Origin of the sequence: Rhizobium sp. K102 (assembly GCF_022385315.1) — a bacterium.
Lineage (GTDB): Bacteria > Pseudomonadota > Alphaproteobacteria > Rhizobiales > Rhizobiaceae > Rhizobium > Rhizobium croatiense.
Genome location: NZ_CP092438.1, coordinates 182,067 through 208,041, shown reverse-complemented (window position 1 = coordinate 208,041; position 25,975 = coordinate 182,067). Strand labels below are relative to the sequence as shown.

The 25,975-nt window shown below is 63.7% G+C and carries 25 protein-coding genes and 2 pseudogenes; 19 read left to right on the top strand and 8 right to left on the bottom strand.

Annotation, left to right across the window (positions count from 1 at the left end; genetic code table 11):
• Positions 1–62: 62 nt before the first annotated feature.
• Complete coding sequence (locus MHI61_RS31615; RefSeq protein ID WP_010029817.1) at positions 63–527, bottom strand: Lrp/AsnC family transcriptional regulator; 465 nt, start codon at positions 525–527, stop codon at positions 63–65.
• A 161-nt stretch (positions 528–688) separates the two neighbouring features.
• On the opposite strand from MHI61_RS31615, the gene MHI61_RS31610 reads away from it, so the two are divergent.
• The 8 genes from MHI61_RS31610 to MHI61_RS31575 all read left to right on the top strand — a co-directional run bounded on the left by MHI61_RS31610 (position 689) and on the right by MHI61_RS31575 (position 7,923).
• Positions 689–1,468, top strand: a complete 780-nt coding sequence (locus tag MHI61_RS31610; RefSeq protein WP_239793423.1) for an ATP-binding cassette domain-containing protein — start codon at positions 689–691, stop codon at positions 1,466–1,468.
• A 48-nt stretch (positions 1,469–1,516) separates the two neighbouring features.
• On the top strand, positions 1,517–2,290 hold the full coding sequence (locus tag MHI61_RS31605) for a transporter substrate-binding domain-containing protein (protein ID WP_239793422.1): 774 nt from the start codon (positions 1,517–1,519) through the stop codon (positions 2,288–2,290).
• A 12-nt stretch (positions 2,291–2,302) separates the two neighbouring features.
• Complete coding sequence (locus MHI61_RS31600; protein ID WP_239793421.1) at positions 2,303–3,028, top strand: ABC transporter permease subunit; 726 nt, start codon at positions 2,303–2,305, stop codon at positions 3,026–3,028.
• A 15-nt stretch (positions 3,029–3,043) separates the two neighbouring features.
• Positions 3,044–3,733, top strand: coding sequence for an ABC transporter permease (locus MHI61_RS31595; protein ID WP_009983832.1), 690 nt, complete (start codon positions 3,044–3,046; stop codon positions 3,731–3,733).
• Positions 3,734–3,809: 76 nt separating this feature from the next.
• Positions 3,810–4,718, top strand: a complete 909-nt coding sequence (locus tag MHI61_RS31590; protein WP_239793420.1) for a homocysteine S-methyltransferase family protein — start codon at positions 3,810–3,812, stop codon at positions 4,716–4,718.
• Positions 4,719–4,900: 182 nt separating this feature from the next.
• Positions 4,901–6,019: an ABC transporter substrate-binding protein gene (locus MHI61_RS31585; RefSeq protein ID WP_239793732.1), complete on the top strand. Its 1,119-nt coding sequence runs from the start codon at positions 4,901–4,903 to the stop codon at positions 6,017–6,019.
• 66 nt (positions 6,020–6,085) lie between these two features.
• Positions 6,086–7,138, top strand: coding sequence for an iron ABC transporter permease (locus tag MHI61_RS31580; RefSeq protein ID WP_239793731.1), 1,053 nt, complete (start codon positions 6,086–6,088; stop codon positions 7,136–7,138).
• The gene (locus tag MHI61_RS31575; protein WP_239793730.1) at positions 7,135–7,923 is read left to right on the top strand and encodes an ABC transporter ATP-binding protein; all 789 of its coding nucleotides are present in this window, start codon (positions 7,135–7,137) and stop codon (positions 7,921–7,923) included. Before MHI61_RS31580 ends, MHI61_RS31575 begins: the two co-directional genes overlap by 4 nt.
• A 24-nt stretch (positions 7,924–7,947) precedes the next feature.
• Here the strand turns inward: MHI61_RS31575 and MHI61_RS31570 are convergent, their stop codons facing one another.
• The gene (locus MHI61_RS31570; RefSeq protein ID WP_239793729.1) at positions 7,948–8,385 is read right to left on the bottom strand and encodes a helix-turn-helix domain-containing protein; all 438 of its coding nucleotides are present in this window, start codon (positions 8,383–8,385) and stop codon (positions 7,948–7,950) included.
• A gap of 205 nt (positions 8,386–8,590) precedes the next feature.
• On the opposite strand from MHI61_RS31570, the gene MHI61_RS31565 reads away from it, so the two are divergent.
• The 3 genes from MHI61_RS31565 to MHI61_RS31555 all read left to right on the top strand — a co-directional run bounded on the left by MHI61_RS31565 (position 8,591) and on the right by MHI61_RS31555 (position 11,161).
• Complete coding sequence (locus MHI61_RS31565; RefSeq protein ID WP_239793728.1) at positions 8,591–10,405, top strand: chloride channel protein; 1,815 nt, start codon at positions 8,591–8,593, stop codon at positions 10,403–10,405.
• Between the two features lie 70 nt (positions 10,406–10,475).
• A complete protein-coding gene (locus tag MHI61_RS31560; protein ID WP_239793727.1) occupies positions 10,476–10,742 on the top strand; it encodes a type II toxin-antitoxin system Phd/YefM family antitoxin in 267 nt (88 codons plus the stop codon).
• A complete protein-coding gene (locus MHI61_RS31555) occupies positions 10,739–11,161 on the top strand; it encodes a type II toxin-antitoxin system VapC family toxin (RefSeq protein ID WP_239793726.1) in 423 nt (140 codons plus the stop codon). The genes MHI61_RS31560 and MHI61_RS31555 overlap by 4 nt, the downstream gene beginning before the upstream one ends.
• Before the next feature lie 28 nt (positions 11,162–11,189).
• Here the strand turns inward: MHI61_RS31555 and MHI61_RS31550 are convergent.
• From MHI61_RS31550 to MHI61_RS31530, 5 genes and pseudogenes are all read right to left on the bottom strand, one after another.
• Positions 11,190–11,959 (bottom strand): annotated as a pseudogene (locus MHI61_RS31550) (ABC transporter ATP-binding protein).
• A 9-nt stretch (positions 11,960–11,968) separates the two neighbouring features.
• Positions 11,969–12,952 (bottom strand): ABC transporter substrate-binding protein, encoded by a 984-nt coding sequence (locus tag MHI61_RS31545; RefSeq protein WP_239793725.1) that lies wholly within the window; start codon positions 12,950–12,952, stop codon positions 11,969–11,971.
• A gap of 35 nt (positions 12,953–12,987) precedes the next feature.
• Entirely contained in the window at positions 12,988–13,839 is an 852-nt protein-coding gene (locus MHI61_RS31540; RefSeq protein ID WP_239793724.1) for an ABC transporter permease, read from the bottom strand.
• Positions 13,840–13,849: 10 nt separating this feature from the next.
• Positions 13,850–15,202, bottom strand: a complete 1,353-nt coding sequence (locus MHI61_RS31535; protein ID WP_239793723.1) for an LLM class flavin-dependent oxidoreductase — start codon at positions 15,200–15,202, stop codon at positions 13,850–13,852.
• A gap of 271 nt (positions 15,203–15,473) precedes the next feature.
• Positions 15,474–16,259, bottom strand: coding sequence for an IclR family transcriptional regulator (locus tag MHI61_RS31530; protein WP_239793722.1), 786 nt, complete (start codon positions 16,257–16,259; stop codon positions 15,474–15,476).
• Between the two features lie 251 nt (positions 16,260–16,510).
• Here MHI61_RS31530 and MHI61_RS31525 point away from each other — a divergent pair, with 251 nt between their 5' ends.
• Genes MHI61_RS31525 through MHI61_RS31490 form a run of 8 tightly spaced genes read left to right on the top strand, consistent with a single transcriptional unit; the run spans position 16,511 to position 24,760 of the window.
• Complete coding sequence (locus tag MHI61_RS31525) at positions 16,511–17,587, top strand: ABC transporter substrate-binding protein (RefSeq protein WP_239793721.1); 1,077 nt, start codon at positions 16,511–16,513, stop codon at positions 17,585–17,587.
• Between the two features lie 21 nt (positions 17,588–17,608).
• On the top strand, positions 17,609–19,123 hold the full coding sequence (locus MHI61_RS31520; protein WP_239793720.1) for a sugar ABC transporter ATP-binding protein: 1,515 nt from the start codon (positions 17,609–17,611) through the stop codon (positions 19,121–19,123).
• Positions 19,120–20,082, top strand: coding sequence for an ABC transporter permease (locus MHI61_RS31515; protein WP_239793719.1), 963 nt, complete (start codon positions 19,120–19,122; stop codon positions 20,080–20,082). The genes MHI61_RS31520 and MHI61_RS31515 overlap by 4 nt, the downstream gene beginning before the upstream one ends.
• Positions 20,079–21,020, top strand: a complete 942-nt coding sequence (locus tag MHI61_RS31510; protein WP_239793718.1) for an ABC transporter permease — start codon at positions 20,079–20,081, stop codon at positions 21,018–21,020. The genes MHI61_RS31515 and MHI61_RS31510 overlap by 4 nt, the downstream gene beginning before the upstream one ends.
• Positions 21,017–21,973, top strand: a complete 957-nt coding sequence (locus MHI61_RS31505; RefSeq protein ID WP_239793717.1) for an amidohydrolase family protein — start codon at positions 21,017–21,019, stop codon at positions 21,971–21,973. The genes MHI61_RS31510 and MHI61_RS31505 overlap by 4 nt, the downstream gene beginning before the upstream one ends.
• A complete protein-coding gene (locus MHI61_RS31500; protein WP_239793716.1) occupies positions 21,966–23,276 on the top strand; it encodes an alanine racemase in 1,311 nt (436 codons plus the stop codon). Before MHI61_RS31505 ends, MHI61_RS31500 begins: the two co-directional genes overlap by 8 nt.
• Positions 23,277–23,311: 35 nt before the next feature.
• Positions 23,312–23,656 carry a RidA family protein gene (locus MHI61_RS31495; protein ID WP_239793715.1) on the top strand — a complete coding sequence of 115 codons (345 nt, stop codon included), beginning with the start codon at positions 23,312–23,314 and terminating at the stop codon, positions 23,654–23,656.
• A 30-nt stretch (positions 23,657–23,686) separates the two neighbouring features.
• Entirely contained in the window at positions 23,687–24,760 is a 1,074-nt protein-coding gene (locus MHI61_RS31490; protein WP_239793714.1) for a succinylglutamate desuccinylase/aspartoacylase family protein, read from the top strand.
• On the opposite strand, the pseudogene MHI61_RS31485 reads toward MHI61_RS31490, so the two are convergent.
• Positions 24,709–25,881 (bottom strand): annotated as a pseudogene (locus tag MHI61_RS31485) (hypothetical protein); the annotation flags it as partial. The gene MHI61_RS31490 and the pseudogene MHI61_RS31485 sit on opposite strands and share 52 nt — an antisense overlap.
• Between the last annotated feature and the right edge of the window lie 94 nt (positions 25,882–25,975).

Sequence of the window (25,975 nt, the reverse complement as noted above, 5' to 3'; positions counted from 1 at the left end):
CCCGAAATTTGCGCCCGGAATTATGCCCTTTGTCGAAGGCGAGTCCAGCAGCTTGTCCGGAGCTACTCGAGCGGCACGAACAGGCCGAGCTTGACGTCGCGCAGCACGACATTGGTGTGCATGCGGCGGATCTGCGGATTGTCAGCCATGATCAGGGCGGCGATGTCGTCATAATGCTCGACGTCGCGGGCGGTGACGATCGCGATCAGGTCGACTGCGCCGGTGACGTAATAGACCTGCTGGATATGATCCTGTTTCTCGGCCCAGACGCGGAACTTCGCCAGCGCGTCGTAATTGTCCCGCTCGATCTCCATGCCGACGATGAACACCATCGATGTTCCTGTCGCCTTCCGATCGACGACGGCGACCTCCGCCTTGATGATCCCCTCTTCGCGCAGCCGTTTCAATCGCCGCTGCACGGCCGAGACCGACAGCCCGATCCGTTCGGCAATCGTTTCGGCCTTCAGCTGGCAGTCGCGCTGAACGATATCGAGAATGTCACGGTCAAAACGATCCAGCTGTTCCATTGTCCAGTCCAATTCAGTTATGGCATTTCATAGTTTCTGCCGCATTCGATGCGTGAGGAAGATTATTTTGCACAAAATATGCAAAAGAGGTGATAATTGCGCGAAAAAACCGCGTTCTTTTATCATTATCCTTTGCAAACTCAGTTCAGCCGGACCCATGCATGTCGGATCAGCCCTTTCCTGCTCTTCGCGTCGAAGATCTCCATAAAAGCTTCGGCTCGCAACAGGTTCTCAAGGGTATCTCGACCGAGGCCCACAAGTCCGACGTGATTTCGATCATCGGCTCGTCGGGCTCCGGCAAGAGCACGTTCCTTCGATGCATCAATTTCCTGGAAACGCCGGATCGCGGCCGCATTGCCGTCAACGGCGAGGACGTCGCGCTGAAAGTCGGCCGCGGCGGGCGGCTGCAGCCGCAGAGCTGGCGGCAGATCGAGCGGCTGCGGACTGGGCTCGGCATGGTCTTTCAGAGCTTCAATCTCTGGGCTCATCGCACCGTGCTGGAAAATGTCATCGAGGCGCCGGTGCATGTCATGGGCATTTCAAAGCGCGAGGCGATCGAAAAGGCGGAAGCCCTGCTCCACAAGGTCGGGCTGTTCGACAAGCGCGACGCCTATCCCGCCTTCCTGTCCGGCGGTCAGCAGCAGCGCGCGGCGATTGCGCGGGCGCTCTGCGTCGATCCCGCCGTCATGCTGTTCGACGAGCCGACATCGGCGCTCGATCCGGAACTGGTCGGCGAGGTGTTGAAGGTCATCCGCGATCTCGCGGAAGAAGGCCGGACGATGCTGATCGTCACGCATGAAATGCGCTTCGCCCGGGATGTCTCGAGCCGCGTTCTCTTCCTGCATCAGGGGCGGATCGAGGAGGAAGGGCCGCCGGAACAGGTTTTCGGCGCGCCGGTCAGCGCCCGCTGCCGGGAATTCACCCGTCTCAGCGCCCATTGATCCACACCAGCCATCATCGACAACACACGAACCAGGAGAATCCTGCGAATGAAACTGCTCCCCACGCTTTTTGCCGGCGCGGCACTTGCGCTTTCCGCGAACGCCGCGCAGGCCGAAGTCCGCTTCGGCGTCATGAACGAATCCTATCCGCCCTTCTTCGCCAAGGACGCCTCGGGGGAGTGGCACGGATGGGAAATCGACCTGATGAACGCCGTCTGCGCAGAGATGAAGGAGAAATGCTCGATCGTCGACATTTCCTGGGATGGTCTCATTCCGGCTCTTGAGAGCAAGAAATTCGACGTGATCTGGTCGTCGATGTCGAACACGGCGGAACGCTCGAAGGTGATCGACTTCACCGACAAATATTACAACACACCGAGCACCCTGATCGGCCCCAAGGACCAGAAGCCGGGCGCCACTGCCGACGACGTGAAGGGCAAGACCATCGGCATCCAGGTGTCGACGATCCAGTCTGAATATTACAAGAAGTATTTTGCCGGCGCCGCCGACGAGAAGACCTACCAGACGCTCGACGAGGCGTTCCAGGATCTCGCCTCCGGCCGTATCGACTACGTTTTCGGCAATTCGCTGGCGCTCGACGCTTTCCTGAAAAGCGACGGCGGCAAGGATTGCTGCGCCAAGATGGGAGATGTCGCCGACGACAAGGAAATTCTCGGAGCCGGCGTTTCGGGCGGTCTGCGCAAGGAAGATACGGAGCTGAAAGCCAAGCTGAATGCGGCGATCGCTGCGGTTCGGGCCAACGGCCAGTATGACGCGATCACCAAGAAATACTTCGATTTCGACATCTACGGCGCGAAGTAAGCAGTCCAAGAGATGGCGACCGCGCAACAAGGCATTCTGGACCTGCTGTCTCCCTATCCTCCGGGATGGGGCGGCGTTCTCTTGACAGGTGCAGTCTCCACGGTCGCCATCTCGGCTTGCGCCTTCGCCATCGGCCTGCTGCTCGGCACCGGCGGCGCGCTCGGAAAGCTATCCGGCAATCGCCTGCTCGGCCTGCTGCTCGATCTCTACACCACTGTCATCCGCGCGGTTCCCGAGCTGATCCTGATCGTCGGGCTCTATTATGCGGGCACCGACGGCCTCAACCGGCTGCTGGCGGCATTGGAACTGCCGCCGGTCAATGTCAATGGCTTCGTTGCCGCCGTCGCCGTACTCGGCTTCGTGCAGGGCGCCTATATGACGGAGGTGCTGCGCGGCGCGATTCTCGCCATTCCGGTCGGCCAGATCGAGGCGGCCAAGGCCTTTGGCATGGGGCCGGCGTTACGGTTCCGCCGCGTCCTGCTGCCGGCGCTGTTGCCGAACGCGCTGCCGGGGCTTGCCAATCTGTGGATGTCGGTCACCAAGGACAGCGCGCTGGTCGCGGTCGTCGGCTACCAGGAACTGGCGCTCGCCACCCGCCTCGCCGGGGCGAGCGCCAAACACTACTTCGTGTTTTTCCTGGCTTCGGCCCTTCTCTATCTCGCCATCACGCTCGTTTCCAACCTCGCTTTCAAGCTGATCGAGGGACGGGTGCGGCGGGGACAGCCGCGCCTTGCCTGAAGAAAGCCACGCCCCATGAGTTTCACCTGGATCTCTTCCTACTGGCCGCTGCTTCTGACCGGCGCCTGGCAGACGGTGTCGCTGCTGGTCATCTCGGTGACGTTCGGTTTCATCATCGCTATCGGTCTCGCCTTCGCGCAGGTCAGCGGCGGCAGGCTGACGCGGCTGCTTGCCCGCGGCTACTGCACCTTCTTCCGCGGCACGCCGCTGCTGATCCAGCTGTGGCTTCTCTATTACGGCGTCGGCTCGCTGCTGCCGATGGTTCCCGGCATCCGCCAGAGCCTGTTCTGGCCGATCCTGCGCGAAGGCTTCTTCTTCGCTGCCGTCAGCTTCACGCTAAACTATGCGGCCTATGAGGCAGAGGTTTTGCGCGGCGCGCTGCTTGCCGTTCCCAAGGGCGAGCTCGAAGCCGGCCGGGCCTTCGGCCTGTCGCCCTGGAAGCTGACCCGCCGTATCTGGCTGCCGCGCGCCATCCGCATCGCCCTGCCGACGATTGCTGGTGAGATCGTCATGCAGCTCAAGGCGACGCCGCTCGCCTTCACGGTGACGGTGATGGATCTCTATGCCGTGGCCAACAAGGTTCGCCAGGACACGCTGCTGGTCTATGAGCCGCTGCTTGTCGTCACCCTTTTCTATCTCGCCCTGACCGCCGTCATCGCCCGCGTCTTTCGAGGTCTCGAAGCGCAAGTGCCGGTCCGGCGTTAGGCGGACGGACGTTCCTCACTTTGTTTTTAAAGCCCGCCGCCGGTAACGGCGCGACAGCCTGAATGGAGATCTCTTCATGAGCACCACACGAATTCTCGATGGCGGCATGAGCCGCGAATTGCTGCGGCTCGGCGCCGAATTGAAGCAGCCGGAATGGTCGGCCCTGGCGCTGATCAATTCACCGGATATCGTCCGCGAGGTGCATAAGGAATTTATCGCCGCCGGCTCTGAGATCATCACGACGAACAGCTATGCGCTGGTGCCCTTCCATATCGGCGAGGACCGATTCCAGACGGAGGGGCCAGCACTGATCCGTCTCGCCGGCCGCTTAGCACGCGAGGCGGCCGATGCCGTCACCGGTCGCAAGGTGCTGGTCGCCGGTTCGCTGCCGCCGATCTTCGGCTCCTACGAGCCGCAGAATTTTCAGCCTGCACAGGTGCAGGATTATCTCAAGGTGCTGGTCGAAAACCTTTCGCCCTTCGTCGACATATGGCTCGGCGAGACCCTGAGCCTAATCGCCGAGGGTGAGGCCGTCCGCACGGCGGTGGCAGCATCCGGCAAGCCGTTCTGGATCTCCTTCACCTTGGCGGATGACGAAGCCGACGTCGAAAGCGGCGAACCGAAGCTTCGCTCCGGCGAAAGCGTCGAGGAGGCGGCGTCCTGGGCGGTTTCGTCAGGCGCCGAAGCCTTCCTGTTCAATTGCAGCAAGCCCGAGGTCATGCGGGGCGCCGTGGAGACGGCAGCGCGCGTGTTCCGCAAGGCGGACGCTCGGATCGAAATCGGCGTTTATGCCAACGCCTTCGAAGGGGAGCAGGGTGCATCGGCCGCCAATGAAGGCCTGCACGACACCCGCGACGATCTGAACGACGACGCCTATTCGCGTTTTGCCTGCTCCTGGGCCGAGGCTGGCGCGACGATCATCGGCGGCTGCTGCGGCATCGGCGCCGCTCATATCCACCGCCTGGGCAAGACGCTTTTGCGCTGAAGCAGCAGAGAGTGGCGGCGGTCGTCATGCCGCCGCTGTCCCCGATCGATCGGGATGATGTACGCCGTTATTCCTATTGCCGAAACTTGGGTTTTGCGGATGAGAGAGCCGTCGATAAATAACTTGATTTATTTCATCACCTTTAATAACTCGACCTCGTATTTAACTGATGGAAGGTCATCATGAATTTTAGATCCGCAACCGGCTGGCTGGCTGCCTCGTTTGTTTCAATTTCTGCAGTTTTCTTCGCCCCCTCTTTGATGGCGGAGCAGAAGACGATCACCGATGTGATCGGCCGTGAAGTGAAGGTCGATCTTCCGGCCAAGCGCGTCGTTCTCGGCTTCTATTTCGAGGACTATATGGCCGTCGGCGGCGAGAAGGCCTATGACTCCGTCGTCGGGATTTCCCGCGAGGCATGGGAGGGCTGGGTTCCCGCCAACTGGAACATGCACCTTGCCCACCGTCCTTCGCTCGGCGACATTGCCGATGTCGGCGAAGTGGAAGCGCAGACCTTTTCCATCGAGAAAGTGCTGAGCCTCAATCCCGACCTGGTCATCCTTGCCGACTGGCAGTACCAGGCGCTCGGTCAGGACGCCCATCGCTTGGAACAGCAAGGCATTCCTGTTGTCGTGGTCGACTATAACGCCCAGACGATCGAGCGCCATGTCGCCTCGACCGTGCTGTTCGGGGAACTGACCGGCCAGGATGTCCGCGGCAAGGAGATCGCCGATTTCTACGCCGGCGCGCTGAAGGACATCGCGGCCCGTGTCGCCGCATCGGGCAAGCCGAAGCCGAAGGTCTATGTCGAATTCGGCAATAAGGGGCCGGCGGAATATTCCTTCACCTATGGCAAGAACATGTGGGGCGCCATGTCCACCGCAGCCGGCGGGGACAACATCGCCGCGCCCTTCGTCGAATGGTGGGGGCCGATAAATCCGGAGCAGGTCCTGGCGTCCAAGCCCGATGCCATCTTCATTTCCGGCCGTGAGAACAACAAGAGCGAGACCGCCTTGCCGATGGGACAGGGCGTGAAGGCCGACGAGGCCCGCGCCAAGCTCAAGGCTTTCGAAACCCGGCAGGGCTGGAGCGAACTGCCCGCGGTCAAGAACGGCCAGCTCTTCGGCGTTTATCAGGGCGCCTCCCGCACGCTCTCGGATTTTGCGATGGTGCAGTATATCGCCAAGCAGCTCTATCCCGAGCAGTTCAAAGACGTCGACCCGGTTGCCGACTATCTCGGCTATTACAAGAAGTATCTGCCGGTGGCTCCGGAAGGCACCTTCGCCATCGCCGTCAAGGGTTGATGCTGACAGGCCAATCTCTGCGAGCGCCATGTCCGATGGCGCTCGTTTCCAATCGAGAGTTTTCCCATGACAGTGACCGCCCGCAATGCCGAAGCGATCGGCGCGCACCGGCTGCGCGAGCGCAGGCGCTGGCGCAGCCTGCTGATTTTCGTGGCTCTGATGGCGGTATGCCTCGTTCTCGATATCGCCACGGGTCCCTCGTTGCTGTCGCCGGCAGAAGTGGTGCGCTCGCTCACGGGACTTGGCGAGCGGACGGCGATGACGGACGCCATCGTTCGCGGCCTGCGCCTGCCCATGGCGCTGATGGCGCTTGCCGTCGGCGCGGCACTGGGGGCCGGAGGCGCGCAGATGCAGACGCTTCTCAACAATCCGATGGCAAGCCCCTATACGCTCGGCATGGCGGCTGCGGCGGGGTTCGGGGCGGCACTGGTTCTGGCGCTCGGCGGCTTCGGCCTCGATGCGATGGTCGCCGTGCCGCTCGGCGCTTTCGTCTTCTCGATGCTGGCGGCGCTCTTTCTGTTCACCCTCGCTTCCATGCGCCGCATGACGGCGGAAACCATCATCCTCGGCGGCATCGCCCTTCTCTTCCTGTTCCAGTCGCTGCTGTCGCTCATCCAGTTCCTCTCCTCGCCGGAACTGTCGCAGCAGATCTTGTTCTGGCTGTTCGGCAGCCTGACGAAAGCGACCTGGCCGACGCTTGGCCTGACCGCGGCCGTTACCTTCGTCTGCTGCGCCATGCTGATGGCGGATTCCTGGAAGCTGGCGGCCCTGCGCATGGGCGAGATGCGCGCCGCCAGCCTCGGTGTCGATGTCCGGCTCTTGCGGATGAAAGTCCTCGTCATTGTCGCGGTCATGACGGCGACCTCCACGAGTTTCGTCGGCGTGATCGGCTTCATCGGCCTCGTCGCCCCGCATATCGCCCGCATGACGGTCGGCGAGGATCAGCGCTTCTTTCTGCCGATGTCGGTCGTCAGCGGCGCGCTGATGCTGTCGGCGGCCTCCGTCGTGTCGAAGTCGATCATTCCTGGTGCGCTGTTTCCGGTCGGTATCGTCACCGCCATCGTCGGCGTGCCGTTCCTGCTATGGCTGATCTTTGCGCCGAAGAGATCCGGCGCATGATCCGCCTCGAAAACATCGCCATCGAACGAGGCGGGCAAAGAATTGTCTCCGGTATCGACACCAGTTTGGAGGCCGGCAAGATCCACGCCGTCATCGGCTCCAACGGCACAGGCAAGACCACGCTTCTTAGCGCGCTCTTCGGCGACCTGCCGCTCGCCGAGGGCAGGTTGACGCTTGGCGGCAACAGCCTTTCTGCCGGACGCATAGGCGCGCGGGCACTGAAGTCGTGGCGTGAGAGCTTCGCCTATATGCCCCAGGACACGGCCGCCGATATCGCGCTCACCGTTCTCGAAGTCGTGGTTCTCGGCCGGCTTGGCCGGCTGTCGCTGCACATCGATGACGAGACGCTCGACATGGCGATGACGCGGCTTTCGCAGGCGGGTATCGCCCATCTCGCCGGGCGCGACATCGCCTCGCTGAGCGGCGGACAAAGGCAGATGGCGCTGTTTGCGCAGGTGTTGATGCGCGCCCCGAAAGTCATGCTGCTGGACGAGCCCGTCAGCGCGCTCGATCTGAAGCACCAGATCGCGCTGCTCGATCTGGTGCGCCGGGAAACCCGCGCCAACGGCTGGGTCACGGTGGTCGTGCTGCACGATCTCAATCTGGCCTGCCAATATGCGGACAACCTGCTGGTGATCGCGGATGGCGCGATGAAGGCGAGCGGTCATCCGCAATCGATCGTCACGCCCTCGCTGATCGCGCAGACTTATGGCGTGGATGTCGAAGTTTTGCGCGACCGCCGCGGCCAGCCCGTGATTCAGCCGCTGGTCGTCGAGAGTGTGTGAGGGCCGTCCGCGCCGCGGCCGCGGTCATTCCGCTTTCGGCGCTGTCTTCTGAAGTTCGAGCAGAAGCTCGATCAGCTTCGGCGCCATCACCCGGATTTCCGACAGGTGGACGGCGCTCAACCTCGTCAGAAGCTCGTCGGCCTTCTCGGTCAGGAGGAGCGTCTGACGACGCCTGTCGGCCGGGTCGGCATGGCGTTCAACCAGTCCGGCATCCGACAGCCGCCCGACGAGTTCGGTCGCCGTATGCGGCGCGATGATCAGCCGCTCGGCCAGCATGCCGATGGTCATCGCTTCACCGTCGCGTTGTCCCTTGATCGCCAGCAGCGCCTGATGCTGCTGCACGGGCAGTCCTTCCGACTGGGCGGCTGAGGCGCTGAAATCCATGAACTGGCGAAGCGCGAACCTGAGGTCGGCGAGCGCCTCGTAATCCTCCTGTCTCAGCGGCGGCGGGGTTTTCTTCACACTCGTTCTCCTCTGCCGCTTGGTTCGCAGGAGGCGATCCTTGCGCGCATTATTGCCGATCTCGAATAGATGGGCAGCCGCAAGCCGGTCAAGTCAGGCACCTGCCGAGACATTTTCGCCTTCCAACATTCGTCGATTGATTTATATCGTACTACGATATAATTACGCCGCTTAAACGACCCGTTTCCGCGTAGCAGAGGCTTCCATGGCGCAGCATCAACCAAGCAACCGGCCGCATGATTTCACCGGCGGTCTTTCCCGGCGCGAGGCCGGTGATTTTACCACCGACAGGCGGGTTATCCTGCTGGTCGGAATGGCCGTCATTGTCGGCACCTCAGGGGCCTTTGCGGCCTGGTGTCTCGTCAGCCTGATCGCGCTTGTGACCAATGTCGTCTGGTTCGGAGAGATCGGCATCGAGCCCGCCTCTCTGGCTGCAGTGCCGCGTTCGCTGTGGGTGGTGCTGGTGCCGCCGCTCGGCGGGCTCGCCATCGGACTGATGGCCCGTTTCGGGTCGGAAAAAATCCGCGGCCACGGCATTCCCGAGGCGATCGAAGCCATCCTGATCGGCGGCAGCCGGATGTCGCCGAAGGTCGCTGTGCTGAAGCCGCTGTCCTCGGCAATCTCGATCGGAACGGGCGGCCCGTTCGGCGCCGAAGGGCCGATCATCATGACCGGCGGGGCGATCGGATCGCTTTTTGCCCAGTTCTTTCACATGAGTGCAGCTGAGCGGAAGACGCTGCTCGTCGCGGGTGCGGCCGCCGGCATGACGGCGATCTTCGGCTCGCCGATCGCCGCGGTCATGCTGGCGGTCGAACTGCTGCTGTTCGAATGGAAACCGCGCAGCTTCATTCCCGTCGCCGTTGCCGCCTGCGTGTCGATCTGCTGGCGTCCGCTGCTCTTCGGCACAGGTCCCCTGTTCCCGACCCATTTCCAGGTGACCTTGCCCTGGTGGTGCATATTCGCCTGCGCGGGGATGGGCATTATATCGGGGCTGCAGTCGGGATTGCTGACGACGTTGCTCTACCGGATCGAGGATCTGTTCGAGGCTTTGCCGATCCATTGGATGTGGTGGCCGATGCTCGGCGGTCTCGTCATCGGCCTCGGCGGCTTGATCGAACCCAGGGCGATGGGCGTCGGCTACGACATCATCGACGGCCTGCTCAACAACCGGCTGCTGGCGCCCGCAGTACTGTCGATCCTGCTGGTGAAAACCATCATCTGGCTGTTTGCCCTCTCGTCTGGCACTTCGGGCGGCGTGCTCGCGCCGCTTCTCATCTTCGGCGGTGCTCTCGGATGGTTGATCGGGCTCTTCATGCCGGGTAACGATCCCGGTTTCTGGGCGCTGCTCGGAATGGCGGCGATGATGGGCGGAACCATGCGCGCGCCGCTGACGGGGACCTTCTTCGCGATGGAGATCACCGGCGACGTCAGCACGCTGGTTCCCCTGCTTGCCGCAACGGCGGTGGCCTATGCCGTCACGGTGCTGCTGTTGCGCCGCTCGATCCTGACCGAGAAGATCGCACGCCGCGGGCAGCACATCACCCGCGAATATGGCGTCGATCCGTTCGAGCTTTCCCGGGCAAGGGAAATCATGATCAGCGAGGTCGATACGCTTCCCGTCACCATGACGGTCGGAGAAGCCTGCGATTTCTTCGCCTCGCAAGAGAAGACGCACCGGATCTACCCGGTGGTCGATGCTGCTGGCAAACTGGCCGGCGTCGCCTCGCGGGCCGATGCCCTTCTCTGGCAGGGCAAGCCCGACCTCGCCGCCCAGACGCTGGGCGAAACCGTCACGGATGGTTCCGTTCCCGTCGGGCATCCTGACGATACGGTCGCCTTCATCGCCGACCTGATGCTGTCGACGGACAATGGCCGTATCCCGATCGTCGATCCGGCATCGGGCAGACTGTGCGGCCTGATCGCCCGCAAGGATCTGCTGCGGCTGCGCAGTTCCTTGCGGTCCGCGGAACTGGACCGCCGGCCCTATCTGACCGCAGGAGGGAGAAGCAAGCCGAAATAGCCGCGCCGCTTGCCAGGTTTGCAGCTTCGGCTTATATAGTCATCATGGTCATTCTAGTCAGGAGTTGAGCATGCAGCCCTCACGGCAAGGCGATGAAAGCTGGACCGTTGCCAGCGCAAAGGCGAAGCTTTCCGAGGTTATCGAACGCGCCCAATCCGCGCCGCAGACGATTACCCGGAACGGCAAGCCGAGCGTCGTCGTCGTCTCCGCCGAGGAATGGCAGCGCAAGACTGCGCGCAAGGGAACGCTTGCCGAATTCCTGATGAGTTCGCCGCTGCGTGGCGCCGATCTGGATCTCGAGCGTCAAGGCGACGAACCGCGTGATCCCGAGCTGTGAGGCTTCTGCTGGACACCAACGTCCTATCCGAGGTGACGAGGCCGAACCCTGACATGCGCGTCCTGGCGTGGCTGGATCAGCTGGACGAGGATCGCTCCTTCATCAGCATCGTGTCGATTGCGGAGATCCGGCGCGGTGTCGCCCTGATGGACGAGAGACGAAAACGCGACGCGCTGGCCGAATGGCTTGCCCGGGAGCTGCCGCAACGCTTCGAACGCCGCATTATCCCGGTGGATGAGCCGGTTGCCTCGGCCTGGGGTGACCTTATGGGCCGTGCGAAGCGGAGCGGCCGCGGCCTGTCGTCGATGGATGGACTGATCGCTGCAACCGCGGCTGCTCACGATCTCACTCTCGCGACGCGCAACACCAGAGATTTCGAGGGGTTCGGGATCGAACTCATCGATCCCTGGATCGTATAGCCCTTGCGAAGGCGGCGGCAAGCAGCCTTCAATGCAGCCCGAACAGGTTCAGCAGCTCCTCGCGGTGGCGGACGAATTCCGGCGCGCTGCGGTCGCGGGGTCGCGGCAGATCGATGTCGATCAGGCGCGGCTCGCCTCCCTTTCCCGCGGCAGGATCAGGATCCGGTCGGCGAGATAGATCGCCTCCTCGAGATCATGCGTGACGAGGATGGTCGTCACATCCTCATCACGCCAGATCCGGGCGAGTTCCTGCTGCATGCCGATCTTGGTCATCGCATCGAGCGCGCCGAGCGGTTCGTCGAGCAGCAGGATCTCGGGCTGAACGGCAAGCGCCCGGGCGATGCCGACGCGCTGCGCCATGCCTCCCGAGAGCTGTCGGGGATAGGCCGCCTCGAATTGCTGCAGGCCGACGAGCTTGACGTAGTGACGCGCACGCGCCCTCGCCTGCTCGCGGCTGAGACCTCTCGTTTCCAGCCCGAAGGCGACATTGCCGAGGACGTCAAGCCAGGGAAGAAGGCGCGGCTCCTGGAAGATGACGGCGCGTTCCGCGCCGACGCCGTGTATCGTCTTGCCGTCGACTTGTACCTCGCCTGTATCCGATTCCTCAAGGCCGGCCAGAACCCGGAGCAGAGTCGTCTTGCCCGAACCGCTGGCGCCAACGATGGCGAGGCTTTCGCCGGAGCGGATGTGGAGGTTGATATCTTTCAGTACCTGCAGATCGCTGCCGTTCAGCTTGTAGGATTTGGAGAGGTGACGGATCGTCACCTCTCCGCGGCGAATGTCCTGGGCGAGGCTCATCATGGCTCCTCAATTGCTCGCCGGCTTGGCGTCGGCGGTGAAGATAATGTCCTTGGCTGCCAACTGGCCCTGCTTCAGCTTGCCTTCGCGAACCAGGACGTCGATCCAGAACTGGATGTCGCGCTCAACAGGCAGACCGCCGGCACGCACGCCGTATCCCCGGAAATATTGAGCAATATCAGGGTTTTCGCCACGTTCGCCGAGCGCCCTGGCCAGGATCTTCTTGGTTTCCTCGGGATGTTCGCGGGCATAGTCGAGGGCGCGGGCTGACTGCTCGACGAAAATCTTCGCAGCTTCGGGATGCTGCTGAATGAAATCGCGGCGCAGGACCACGAAACCGCCGGCAATGTCGCCGAGCACGTCGGTATCGTCAAAGACCGCGCGCAGGCCGCCGTTCTTCAGCGCCGCACCCTCGAAGGTCGTCTGCCAGTAGCCGAAGGCGGCAATATCGACCTGCTTGGAGCGCAGCACCTGCTCGAGCTGCGGCCCGGGAACGACGACCTGGTTGGCGGAGTCGCTCGGCAGGCCGACCGAATGCAGGGCTTCGCGGATCGTATAGTCGAGATGGGCGCCGAGCGTGTTGACCGCGATGCTCTTGCCGGCAATGTCCTTGATGCTTTTGATCGGGCTGTCTTCCAGCACGTAGAAGGTCGACTGCACCTCGTCATTGATGCCGTTCGACGGATAGGCGGCGACGAAATCATTGCCGCCGATGATCGAATTCAGCACGGCGGAGGTGGCGGCGCTGCCGATCTCCACGTCCCCGGATGCCAGAGCGATGAGAGAGGCCGGGCCGCCTTGGGCGTAGCCGACATTCTCAAACGTAATGCCGGTGTCTTTGAAATAGCCGAGCGCGTCGGCGAGTTCATGGGCGGCAAGGCCGCCCTGGCTCGCGAGATAGCGCAGCTTCACCGTGTCGGTGGCGGCGGCCGGCGTGGCAAGACCGAGGGCGATCACGGCCGGCAGGAGAAAATTGCGGGGATGGAAGGTCATGGAAAGTCCTTTCGGGAGAAAATCGGAGGAAGAGATCAGGCGTTCGGCTGCGACCAGCGGCAGAGGCGGCGCTGCAGGAGGACGAGCAAGGCGTTGGCGGCAAGGCCGAGGAAGGCGAGCAGCAGGATCGCCGCAAACATCAGCGGGATCTGGAAATTGTACTGGGCGTTCATCACCTGGAAGCCGATGCCCTTGTTGGCGCCGATCATCTCGGCGGCGATCAGCAGCAGAAGCGCCGTCGTCGCCGAGAGGCGCAGACCGACGAAGATCGCAGGCACCGAGGCCGGCAGGATGACGCGGCGGAAGATGGTCAGCGGTCCGGCGCCATAGGTCCGCGCCATCTCGATAAGCTTCCTGTCCACCTCCTTGACGCCGCCGATCGTGGCGAGCAGCACCGGAAACAGCGTCGCCCAGAAGATCACGAAGATCTTCGACGTTTCGCCGAGGCCGAGCAGCAGGATGAAGACCGGATAGAGCGCCAGCGCCGAGGTCTGGCGGAAGAGCTGCAGGATCGGATCGAGCGCCTGCTCGACGGCCCGAAACTGGCCCATGAACAGGCCGAGCGGAATGCCGACCACGACAGCGAAGGCGAAGGCGGTGCCGGACCGCTGCAGGCTGATGGCGATGTCATCGAGCAGCGCGCCATCGGCAAGGTTGGTCCAGAGAGCCGACAGGATCACGTCCAAGGGCGGGAAGATGGCCGGATTGATCCAGCCCCTGGTGCTCGACAGCTGCCAGAGGAGGAGGAAGGCGATGAGCAGGCCGTAGCGCGGCAGAAGCGATGCGAGCACACCGCGCACATGCGACGTGAAAGTGGGCGTATTGCTTTCGCTGCTCTTCAGGCGGCTGAAGCTTCTTGGGAGGACCTGATTGATTTCATAGGCCATGGATCGCTCCTCACTCTGCTGCTTGGAGAGCTGCACGTGCGGCAGCCTGTCGGTTGCTCGGGAAAGGCAGGCCGAGATTTTCCCGGAGCGTCTTGCCTTCATAGGCCGTGCGGAACAGGCCGCGGCGCTGCAATTCCGGGATGACCAGATCGACGAAGTCGTCGAGGGCGGTCGGCAGCCAGGGTGGCAGAATGTTGAAGCCGTCGGCGGCTTCGTTCTCGAACCATGTCTGCAGCGTATCGGCGATCTGTTCGGCCGTGCCGACGATGGTGCAGTGGCCGCGCGCGGATGCGATCCACTGATAGAGCTGGCGGATGGTGAAATTGTTTTCGTCGGCGATCTGGCGGATGAGGGCCTGGCGGCTCTTCATGCCCTCGGTCGGCGGCGCCGGCGGCAGTGGCCCGTCGAGGTCGTAGCCGTGCAGGTCGAGCGTTCCGCCGGTCAGGCCGTTGAGGAGACCGATCCCGTCCTCTTCGACGATCAGTGACGTCAGACGGTCGTATTTCTCCCGCGCCTCCGCTTCGGTTCTGCCGACGAAGGCGGAAACGCCGGGCATGACCAGGATGTGATCAGGGTTGCGGCCGAGGCCGCGGGCACGTGCCTTGATATCCCGGTAGAATTCCTGGGCGGTTTCGATGTGCTGATGGGCGGTGAAGATCACCTCGGCCGTTGCTGCGGCAAGCCCACGCCCGTCTTCGGACTGCCCGGCCTGCACGATGACGGGATGGCCCTGCGGCGAGCGCGACACGTTGAGCGGGCCGCGCACGCTGAAATGTTCGCCGCGATGGTCGGTGTCGTGCAGCTTCGCCGGGTCGAAGAATACGCCGGTCTCCTTGTCGCGGATGAAGGCGTCGTCCTCGAAGCTTTCCCAGAGTTTGCGGACGACGTCGACGTGCTCGGCGGCGCGGCGATAGCGCTCGGCATGCGGAAGCTGGGTATCGCGGTTGAAATTCTGCGCCGTCGGGTCGCCTGTCGTGGTGACGACGTTCCAGCCGGCGCGGCCGTCCGAGATCAGGTCGAGCGAAGCGAATTTCCGGGCGGTTGTATAAGGCTCCTCGTAGGTGGTTGAGGACGTCGCGATGAAGCCGAGATGGGTGGTCAGGGGCGCGAGCGCGGAGAACAATGTGACGGGCTCGAAGCCGGCGACGCGGGCGTTGCCGCCTTCACGCGCGCCACCGAAACCGACAGCCAGGTTGTCGGCAAGGAAATAGGCGTCGAAGAGGCCGCGTTCGGCTGTCAGCGCGAGTTGTTTATGAAACTCGAAACTGGTGGCACCGTCGACCGGCTGGTCGGGGTGCCGCCAGGACGCAACATGCTGTCCGCCACCAGGAAGAAATGCCCCAAGCCTGATTTTTCGTGTCATTTCGCGTCCTCTCGGTTTGCCGCCAATTGCCCGGTCTGCTCAAAGGCCGAGGTCAGCTTGACTGTCAGGACGCTAGCCTACGTTCTCCATAAATTTTATAGAGAAACTTCATTTCGTAATTTCGGGGGAGGAGTGAATAGTTTTGCGGGATCGGCGTGAATCTGGAAATCGACGATCGGAGCGGCAGCAGATTTCCATGTCGGACCGCCGGGCACCGGTTTATGCACCAACGTCCGCGCTAGCGGATAGCAATGTCTGGCTTGGCCAGGCGTCAGCCGCGTCTTGGCCGGGCCGGGGCGTGCTCCAGGCCGGCGGCGGCCTTCTTCAGGCAGTAGAGGTAGCGGTCCCGGTTGGCGATGCCGTCGTCGCGCGGCGTGACGAGGCAGAGCGTCGCGGCGGCATGGCCTTCCTCGCCGCGCACCGGCACGGCAAAACAATGGGTGAAGCTGTCGACGATGCTGTTGAAGGTGAAGAGACCTTCACGCTCGGCCTGGCGGACTTCGGCGATGAAGGTCTGCGGCTCGAGCCATTCGCCGCCCGGCAGGCGGAAGTCCTGCGGCGGAATGAAGTTGAGGATGTCCTGATCCGACAGATGCGCAACCAGCAGGCGGCCCGACGCGGTCCACGGGATCGGCACGGATTGCCCAATATCGGTCGAAATGCGGAAGGGCCGCGCGCCCTCGCGCATGCGCACGACCGTATATTTGTTCCCGTCAAGCATGCAGAACTGCGCCGTCTCCCGCGTCTCGTCGGCAAGCTGGTCCAGCGCCGCCTCGCATTCGCGGGTAAAATCGAAATGGTTCTCATAGGCGGCGCCGAGGAAATAAAGCTTGCGGCCGAGATAGACGCGGCCCTCGCCGCCGGTGAATTCGAGGATGCCATTGCTCAGCAGCAGGTTGACGAGTTCGTAGACAGATGAGCGCGGCGCGCCGATCTGCGCGGCGATTTCATTCGGTTTCAAGGCCTGCCGTTTCTGGCGCAGGAAGTCGAGGATCTCGAAGGCGCGGTCGAGCCCTCGGGCGCGCTTGCCGGCTGCTTCGTCCTGAACTGCATCCATTGCTGTCAATCCCGTTCTTGTTGAGCCCTGTTCTTGTCGGGCTCTGTTCTTGCCCGGCGAAGCTTTTCAAGCCGTCCGCCGAATCTGTCAATCGATCCCGTCCTGCTTCGCAAATGAAATCTTCCCACCCCCTCTTGCGGGGTAAAAAAATCGGCATAAGATCGGCTCGTCCGGTATAAAGATCATATGTACAATATAGCGGACAAAAACAAATGGCAAGCCGCCAGCGCTGCCGCAAAAAGGGGATCGACATGAAGAATTTTTTTGAAGAAAGCATTTCCGTTTCACTGCGCCGCCGTCTTCTCGCCGGCGCTGCTGCTGCCGCCACCCTGCTTGCCTTTTCGGCCGGCACGGCCTCGGCCGCCGCCAATTGCATCAAGGGAGACAGGAAGGCGCCATACACGATCGGCTGGGCGAACATCTATTCGGTGCCGACCTGGATGAAGCAGACCGAAGGCACCATCACGGCCGAAGTGGAGGAATTGAAGAAGGCGGGCCTCGTCAAGGACCTGATGATTACCGACGCGCAGGGCAACGCCCAGACGCAGATCCAGCATATCCAGTCGATGATCGACGCCAATATCGACGCCATTGTCGTGATCGCCGGCTCCTCCAACGCCCTCGACCGCGTCATTTCAGATGCCTGTGACAAGGGCATCGCCGTCGTCAACTTCGACAGCCTTGTTAATACCGACAAGGTGACGGCGAAGATCAACACCGATTCCAACGAATGGGGCGCGACCGCTGCCAAGTGGATGGTCAGCCAACTCGGCGGCAAGGGCAAGATCATCATCATGAACGGCCCGGCCGGCATTTCGGTCAGCGACGACCGTCGCAAGGGCGCCCAGCCGGTGCTCGATGCCAATCCGGGTCTGCAGGTGATCACCGAGACCAACACCGAATATAACGTCGCGCCGGCCCAGGAAGCGATGACCAGCCTGCTGTTTGCCAATCCCGAAATCGATGGCGTGCTGTCGCTCGGCGGCGCGCTCTCGGCCGGCTCCGTCCTCGCCTTCGAGCGCCAGGGCCGCGACCAGGTACCGACGACAGGGGAAAACGCCCGGCAGTTCCTGGAGCTTTGGAAGGAAAAGGGCCTGAAGGGCTGGGCGACGATGCAGCCCAACTGGCTCGGCGCGCTTTCCGTCTATACCGCCGTGCAGGCGCTGCAAGGCAAGGACGTGCCCTCCTTCGTCAAGGTGCCGCTGCCCGTCATCGACGACAGCACGATCGGCAGCTACCTCGCCCGAGCCGACAAGTTCCCGGCTGACGGCTATATCTACTCGGATTACGACAAGGCGCTCTTCGACAAGCTGCTTGCCACCAAATAATCCGGATTGAGGGACGCCGTCATGACGGAAGAAAGACCCCTGCTGGAAGCCCGACAGGTGTTCAAGGGATTTTTCGGCAATCCCGTTTTGAAGGGCGTCGACATCGCCCTTCTGCCGGGCAGGGTTCACGCCCTGCTCGGCGAAAACGGCGCCGGCAAGTCGACGTTGATCAATCTTCTGTCCGGCGCCCTCCAGCCGGACAGCGGGTCCATCCTCATCGAGGGCAGGCCTGTCGGGCGCTTCAGCCCGGCGGCGGCGCGCGCCGCCGGCATCGCCGTGGTTCAGCAGGAGCTGAGCCTGACGGCCAGCCTGTCGATTGCCGAAAACATCGGGACCGGCGCCTTTCCGCGCCGGTTCGGTCTCATCGAGTATCGAGCGCTGCATCGCGGCGTGCGAGAGGTCTGCGACATGGTCGGACTGACCGAGCCGCTCGACATGCCGGTCGCCGATCTCGCGCTCGGCCGCCGCCAGATGGTGGAAATCGCCAAGGCACTGTTCCGCAAGCCGCGCGTGCTGATCCTGGACGAGCCGACCTCGTCGCTCTCGGCGCACGAAGCCGGCATCCTGGCCCGGCTGATCGAGACTCTGAGCGCGCGTGGCACGGCGCTTCTTTATATCTCCCACCGCCTCAACGAGGTGCAGGCGCTCTGCTCGCATGTCACCGTGCTGAAGGATGGCGGCGTCACAGCGGATCAATCGCTGTCCGGCATCGACGGCGAGGGTCTGGTGCGCCTGATGGTCGGCCGCGAGACCGGCGACCTGTTCCCGCCGCGCCCGGCCGCGGCACCCGGTGCGATGTGCATCAGCGTCGAAGGTTTTTCGGCCGGCATGGTGCGTGACGTCGCTTTCTCCGCCTGCGCCGGCGAGATCGTCGGCATTGGCGGGCTGGTGGGACAAGGGCAGGAAGACCTGCTGCTCGGCCTCTACGGCGCGATCCCCGCGTCTGCCGCCCGGGCGGAAGTATCAGGCAAACCCGGCCTGCCCGCCGATGTCGGTGCGGCGAATGCAGCCGGCATCGTCTATGTGCCTGCCGACCGCAAACATGAGGGACTGGTGTTGCCGCATTCCATTGCTGCCAATCTCATCCTGCCCTCGCTCGGACGGCTCGCCCGCAAGGGGCTGCGCGACCGGCCGGCGGAAAGCGGCCTGGTCGCCGCTCTCGCGCGCCGGCTGACGATCAAGGGCGATACGGCCCGCCCGGTGCAGGCGCTTTCCGGCGGCAACCAGCAGAAGGTGGCGCTTGCCAAATGGCTGCCGCTCGATCCCTCCGTTCTGCTGCTCAACGATCCGACGCGCGGCGTCGACATCGAAACCAAGCGGGAAATCTACCTGATGCTGCGCGCCTTCGCCGCCGAGGGGCGGCTCGTCATTCTGGTCAGTTCCGATACGCCGGAGCTTGTGCATCTCTGCGACCGCGTCGTGGTTCTGCGCGAGGGCCGCGTCGCGGCAACACTGTCGCAGGATGCGATCAGTGAAGGCGCGATCGTCGGTGCGGCCATGGGTATTGCGGCTACGACGCAGGGAGAGGCGGCATGAGCACGATTTCGTCATCCCGGCTTTACGGTTCGATCCAGCTGCGCCGCAACCGCGGCCTCGCCGGCCTCTATCTCGTCGTCGCTGCCTTTCTCATCCTCTATGCGCTGCTCTTTCCCGGCATCCTGACCATCGGCGGCTTTTCCAAGTTCACGCAGAATTGGTTCCCGCTCGCGCTCGTCACCATGGCGCAGGCGCTGCTGATGCTGAATGGCGGCATCACGCTCGCGATCGGCCCGCTCGTCAGCCTCGGCGCGGTGATCGCGGCGACGACGATGCAAGGGGCGCTCGGCGTGCCGGGCGGCATTGTCGCTGTCGCACTCGCCGGCCTTTCGATCGGCGCCGTCATCGGCGCGATCGTGACGCATCTGAGGCTGCCGGCGATCATCGTCACGCTGGCCGGCTCCTTTATCATCGGCGGCGTCGCGCTGATCCTGCTGCCGCGGCCGGGCGGATTCATTCCCGATTGGCTGTCGACGGTGCTGGCCGGCCACACGCCCGTCGCCTTCCTGCTGCTGGTCGCGATCCTCATGCTCTGGAAGGTCTTTCTCGCAACGCCGCTCGGCCTCGGCATCTATGCGGCCGGCGACAACCCGGTCGGCGCATTCCGCTCCGGCGTCCCGGTCGAACGGGTGAAGGTTGCAGCCTTCGCGCTCTCCGGTCTGCTGTCGGCACTGGCCGGCCTCTTCGTCGCGGCGCAGACCGGCTCGGGCGATCCCGTCATCGGCACGCCCTTCACGCTGAACTCGATCGCCGCGGCCGTGCTCGGCGGTGTCGGTTTCCTCGGCGGTAAGGGCACCATGCGCGGCGCGATCTGCGGCAGCCTGCTGCTCTCGGTGATGATCAACGTGATGTTCTTCCTCGGCTTCCCGCCGGTTGCGCAATATGTCGCGCAAGGGTTGATCATCGTCGGGGCGGTCGCCGTTCCGGAACTTCTCGGCGCACGGAGGGCAAAGCGATGAACATCGTCCGATCCGCGTTTCGCAATCCGCCACTCCTGACCTTCCTTCTGGTCGCGCTCGTCTGGATCGTCGCAAGCTTCACCTTGCGTGGTTTCGGCGCCTATGGCCATCTGCGCTACCTCCTCGAACTCGCCGCCGTGATCGGCATCGTCGCGGCCGGGCAGACGCTCGTCATCCTGATGGGCGGCATCGATCTTTCGGCCGGCGCGGTTATCACAGTCACGGCGATCCTGCTGCCGCTGATCTCGCCGGCCTGGGATCCGACCGGCCTTGCCGGCATCGCGGCGGCCCTTGCCATCGCCACCGGCATCGGTCTGATGAACGGTGCGGGTGCCGCCTATCTTCGCGTGCCGCCGATCATCATGACGCTTGCGATGGCGACCTTCCTGCAGGGCCTGCTCGTCATCGTTGCCGGCGGCAGCGCCGTCACCGTCAGCAATCCGGCCGTCATCCTGCTCGGCCAGGCGCGGCCGCTCGGCATCCCCTCGGGCATCATTCTGTGGCTTTTCGTCGCGATCGTCGTCCTGCTGCTCGTCCACCGCATGCCGATCGGCGCGCGTTTCCTCGCACTCGGGGCAAACCCGCTCGCCGCCCGGCTTTCCGGCGTCAGCGTCACCCGCAATACGCTGATCGTCCATACCCTGTCCGGCTTCTTTGCGGGACTTGCAGGCATTCTGGTGCTGGGCATGAACCGGCAAGGCTATGTCGGCATCGGCGATCCCTATCTGCTGACCTCGATCGCCGCCGTGGTGCTCGGCGGCACCTCCATCCTCGGCGGCCGCGGCACCTATGCCGGCACCATCCCGGGGGCGATCCTGCTCGTCACCACGACGGCGCTGATCACCGTCGTCAACGCCTCGCCCGGCTGGCGCTCGATCATGTTTGGCACGCTGATCCTCGCCCTGCTGCTCGTTTCCGGCCGCGAGGCGCGCCGATGACGAAGTGCTATGACGGGCCGGTGATCGACCCGCACCACCATCTCTGGGATCTCAGCCTGCAGCGCCATCCCTGGCTTGAGAAGGCGCGGGCTTCCGGCGAGGAGATGGCGGTCGGAAACCTCGGGGCGATCCTGCGCGATTACGGCATCGACGATTATCGCGCCGATGCCGCGCAACAGAACGTCGTTGCGACGGTGCATGTGGAGGCCGGCTGGTCGGTTGCCTATCCGCTGGAAGAGAGCCGCTGGCTGGATGGTCTCGACCGCAGCTCCGGCGTGGCGCACCGTTATATCGCGCGCGTTCCCCTCGACGGCCCGGACGCTGCACGCCTGCTCGAAGCGGAGGTGCAGAATCCGAGCGTCGTCGGCATCCGCGATATTCTGAGCTGGCATCCCGATGTCGCGAAGCGTTTTGCATCGCGTGCGGACCGCATGACCGATCCTGCCTGGCGGGCGGGGCTTGCCCATGCCAGGCGGCTCGGGCTGGTCTTCGACCTGATGCTCTACCCCTGGCAAATGGCCGAGGCGCTCGATCTCGTGCAGGCCTTTCCCGAAACGCTTTTCGTGCTCAACCACGGCGGCAGTCCCATCGACCGGACGGAGGACGGCATGGCGCTCTGGCACCGCGGCCTGCGGGCGCTCGGCAAGGAGGCGAATACTCGCCTGAAGATTTCTGACCTCGTCGCCTATGACCATGCGTGGACCCTCGAAAGCCTGCGGCCGGTGATCGAACATTGCCTCGCTTGTTTCGGCCCTGAACGTGCGATGTTTGCGAGCGACTTCCCGGTCGCCGGCCTGCATGCTTCTTTCGATGAGGTCTATCGGGTGTTCCGCACGGTCGCCGCCGAGCTCTCCTACGACGAGCAGCGCGCTTTGTTCTTTGCCACCGCCAACGACACGTATCGCCTCGGTTTGGCCGATCCGGCCGAGATCGGGAGAGGCCGCCATGTCTGATCTTCATACGACGCCGGAAAACGTCCTGATCGACGAGCGGGTGCGGGGCTTTCCGCCCGGCCATCCGCCGCTGCCGCTTGCGGCCATCGGAACCCAGGGATGGAAGCCCTATGACGGCAGGATGGCCCTGCCGCTGATCTCGCTCGACCGGCAGGCCTTCGCCAACAATGTCGAACTGATGATGGCCTATGTGAAAAGCCATAGTGCCGAAATTGCGCCGCACGCCAAGACCCCGATGTCGACGGGGCTGGCGGACACGCTTCTTTCGGCAGGCGCCTGGGGCACGACGGTCGCCGACATTCGCCAGGCCGCCGTGCTGCTCAAGGCCGGACAGCGTCGGCTGATCCTCGCCAACGAGATCGGCGGGGTCGCCGCCGCCCGCCGGCTGGCGGCCCTGCTCGGCCATTATCCCGATGCGGAGCTCCATGTCTTCGTGGATTCGACAGCGCTCGTCGAGGCGCTTGCCTTCGCCTGGCAGGAGCGCGCCGATCTGCCGCCTCTTGGCCTGCTGGTGGAATTCGGCGCCGGCCGCGCCGGTCTTCGTAGCGCCGAAGCCGCGGCGGGAATTCTCGACGCAATCCTTACCGTGGAGACGCCGGCCTTGCGGCTGAGCGGCATCGCCGCCTATGAGGGTGCGGCCGCGACCGCCGATCCGGAAGAAACGATGCTTCGCATCGACGCGCTGATGGCGATGACATCAGATTTCCTGCCGAAGATCCGCGCCCGTATCGGCAGCGAACGGCCGCTCCTCGTCACATCAGGCGGTTCGGTGTTTTTCGACATCGTGGTGGCGCGGCTTTCAGCTGCCGTCGCCGCCGATCCAGCCTGCCGGCTCGTGCTGCGCAGCGGCGCGATCTTCTTCCACGACCACGGCATCTATGAGCGGGGCCTTGTGGCCCTCGATGCACGCGGCGGCCTTCGCATCGGCGGCGAGATCGTTTCCGCGGCGGCGGGTTTCCGTCCGGCGCTCAGGGTCTGGGCCGAGATCCTGTCGCGGCCGGAGCCAAAGCTTGCGATCGCAGGCATGGGCATGCGCGACGTGGCGATGGACCAGGACTTGCCGCGGCCGCTGGCGCTTTATCGCGATGGCGCGCGCCTTGCCGATCTCGAAGGCGCCAGAGTTTTCCGCCTCAACGATCAGCACGCCTTCATGGCGCTTGCCGATGACAGCGACGTCGCCGTGGGCGATGTGATCGAGTTCGGCATCTCGCATCCCTGCACCTGCCTTGACCGGCATGCGATCCTTTATGGCTTCGATCCGGATCATTCGGTGACGGCAGCCTATCTGACCAGCTTCGGCTGAATTCTTCCTGTAAAACCAAGAAAAGGAAAACCTGCATGATCCAGCGTTATCAGAAGGGCTCGCGTATGAGCCAGGCCGTCAGCTATGGCGGTCTCGTCTATATTGCCGGCCAGGTCGCGGAAAATCGCAAGGCTGATATCGAGGAGCAGACCCGCGATGTGCTCGGCAAGATCGACGCCCTTTTGCAGGAAGCCGGGACCGATCGCTCGCGTCTCCTCACCGTCAACGTCTTCCTGCCGGCGATTACCGATTTCGAGGCGATGAACGGCGTTTATGACAGCTGGATCGACATCGAAAACCCGCCGGCCCGCGCCTGCACCGAAGCCCGCCTTGCCGACCCGGACCTGCGCGTCGAAATGACCGCGGTCGCCGCCCTCTGATCGAAGGCAAGCGCTAGAACTGGAGACATCATGCACAGCGGTCTCGTCAATCCGATCGACTTTTCGCGCGAGGGCCGCCAGGCCGGTCATCTCGCCATTCCCTATTCGATCGACCGTTCGCCCTACTATCAGATCCGCATTCCGATCCTTCGACTCAAAAATGGCGAAGGGCCGTCTTTGCTGCTGATGGCCGGCAATCACGGCGACGAATATGAGGGCGAACTGCAGCTCGGTCGGCTGATGCGCCTGCTTGACGTCGCTGACATAAGTGGCGCCGTCACCATTTTACCGATGGCGAACCTGCCGGCTGTGATGGCAGCCAAACGCTGCTCGCCCTTCGACGGCGGCAACCTCAACCGGGCCTTTCCCGGCGATCCCGCGGGGGTCCCGACGGGGCGCCTGGCGCATTTCCTCGAACACGAACTCTTCCCGCGCCACGACGTCGTCTTCGACCTGCATTCAGGCGGCACGTCGATGGCGCACCTGCCCTGCACCCTGATCGAGCGGCAGGCCGACGCCACCCGCTTCGAGCGATCCGTCTCGCTGATGCGGGCGATCGGCGCATCGCATGCCTTCATCGCCGACAATGGCCCGGCGGCGCCGACATCGATGGGGGCTGCGGCAAGGGCCGGCATCATCGGTCTTTCCGGCGAGTTCGGCGGTGGCGGAACCGTGACGCCCGCGACGATGGCCTTCACGGCGGCGGCGATCGACCGGCTGCTTGTGGCGCTCGGCATCGTCGGGCGTCCGGTCATCTCCCGCGCGCCGCTGGCCGAACCGGGGGCGCTGCAGCTGCTGTCGCTCTCCCGGCACAGCCAGGGCATCTATGCCGACCGCAGAGGCTGGTTCGAGCCGGCCGCAGTCCTTGGCGCCACCGTTTCGGCCGGCGACCTCGCCGGATGGTATCACGATCTGGAACGCTTGGAGCAGCCGGAGGAAGAGCTGCGCTTTGCCGAGGACGGCATCGTCATTTCCCGCCGGCTGCATTGCGACAGCCAGGCCGGTGACTGCCTGATCCAGGTCGCGGAAACGATTGCCGCTTCGAGAAGCCCGTCGACTGCCGCCTTGACCCAGTCGAGGCGTTTGGCCGGGATCAGGCCGTAATTGTAGAAGTTCACGCCGTCGGCGCCGGCATCGACGGCGGCCTTGGCGCGGGCCGCCAGCACCGCGGCTTCACCGACCTCCGGATAGAAGACGCGCAGGCCGACGCCGAGGAATTTCTCCGACCCGATCGCCGCCCGGCCGGCGCGGATGACATCGCCGATCGCATTCGGCTCCATGTCGTAGCAGCAGAGGATCGCCCCGTCGCAGATCTTGCCGACGGCTGCAAGATCGACGCCGCCGAGCCAGCCGTCCTTCAGGTCGATCAGTACGATCCGGCTCGCCGGATCGGCCGCCGCCTTGATCTCGCCGATCAGGCTGGTCACCGGTTCGTTGCGCCAGGCGAGATAGGCATGCAGATCGGGGTGGTCGCGAAAGGCATCGATGCCGGCTGCCGGAAAATCCGGGAACTGCCGTTCCGGAACGGCCCGTTCGCAGAGTTCGGCGATGAAACGCGCAACCGATCGGCGCGCGCCTTCGACCGGCACGCCAGCCTTTGCCGCGCGCGCCGTGCAATGGTCGCAGAAGCAGAGCGAGAGCAGGAAATCGTCTTCGGCATTCAGGCCGACGCCGTCTTTTTCGTGATGGTATTGATGCGCGAAACCCATGAAGTTCGGGCTTTCGAGTTCGACCATATCCGGCCGGTAATTCACCGTGATGTCGCGCACGAGGGTGACAGCATAGGCGCGCGCCGCCGGGCTGGAGGGGCAGAGATTGTAATAGTTGGCATTGCCGAAGGCGTTCCGCGTCACGTGATCGGGATGCAGCATGCCGAGACGGCTATTGTGGAGGCAGACCGTCCAGCAGGAGACCTTCAGACCCGTCACGTCGCGTCCCCTGGTCAGCGCCTCCAGCATGTCGCCGCGCTCGGTCACATTCGCCGCCATCAGCGGCCGGATCAGCTTGTCCTGCCACAGGCTCTCATCCGGCCGAAAGTAGACCGTGCCGTCCTCGGGAAAATAGGCCTTCTGCCGCGGGCTGCGCGGCTGGAGGAAGCGGCCCGCATGATAGGAGGTCGCCATGCTGATCGTGTTGAGGCCTGCCCGGTTGCGAAGCTCGGCGGCAATCGCATCAAGCCCCTGGTCCTGGATATCCCAGGGGTAGGTCCACATGGAAAGGTGCATGGCGCGCTCCGCTCAAGTCTGTCCGCTTTATAGAACATGTGTCCATAATAGTGTCCAGGCTGATCTTTGAACGCAGAGGGCGGCGAAAGCCGCC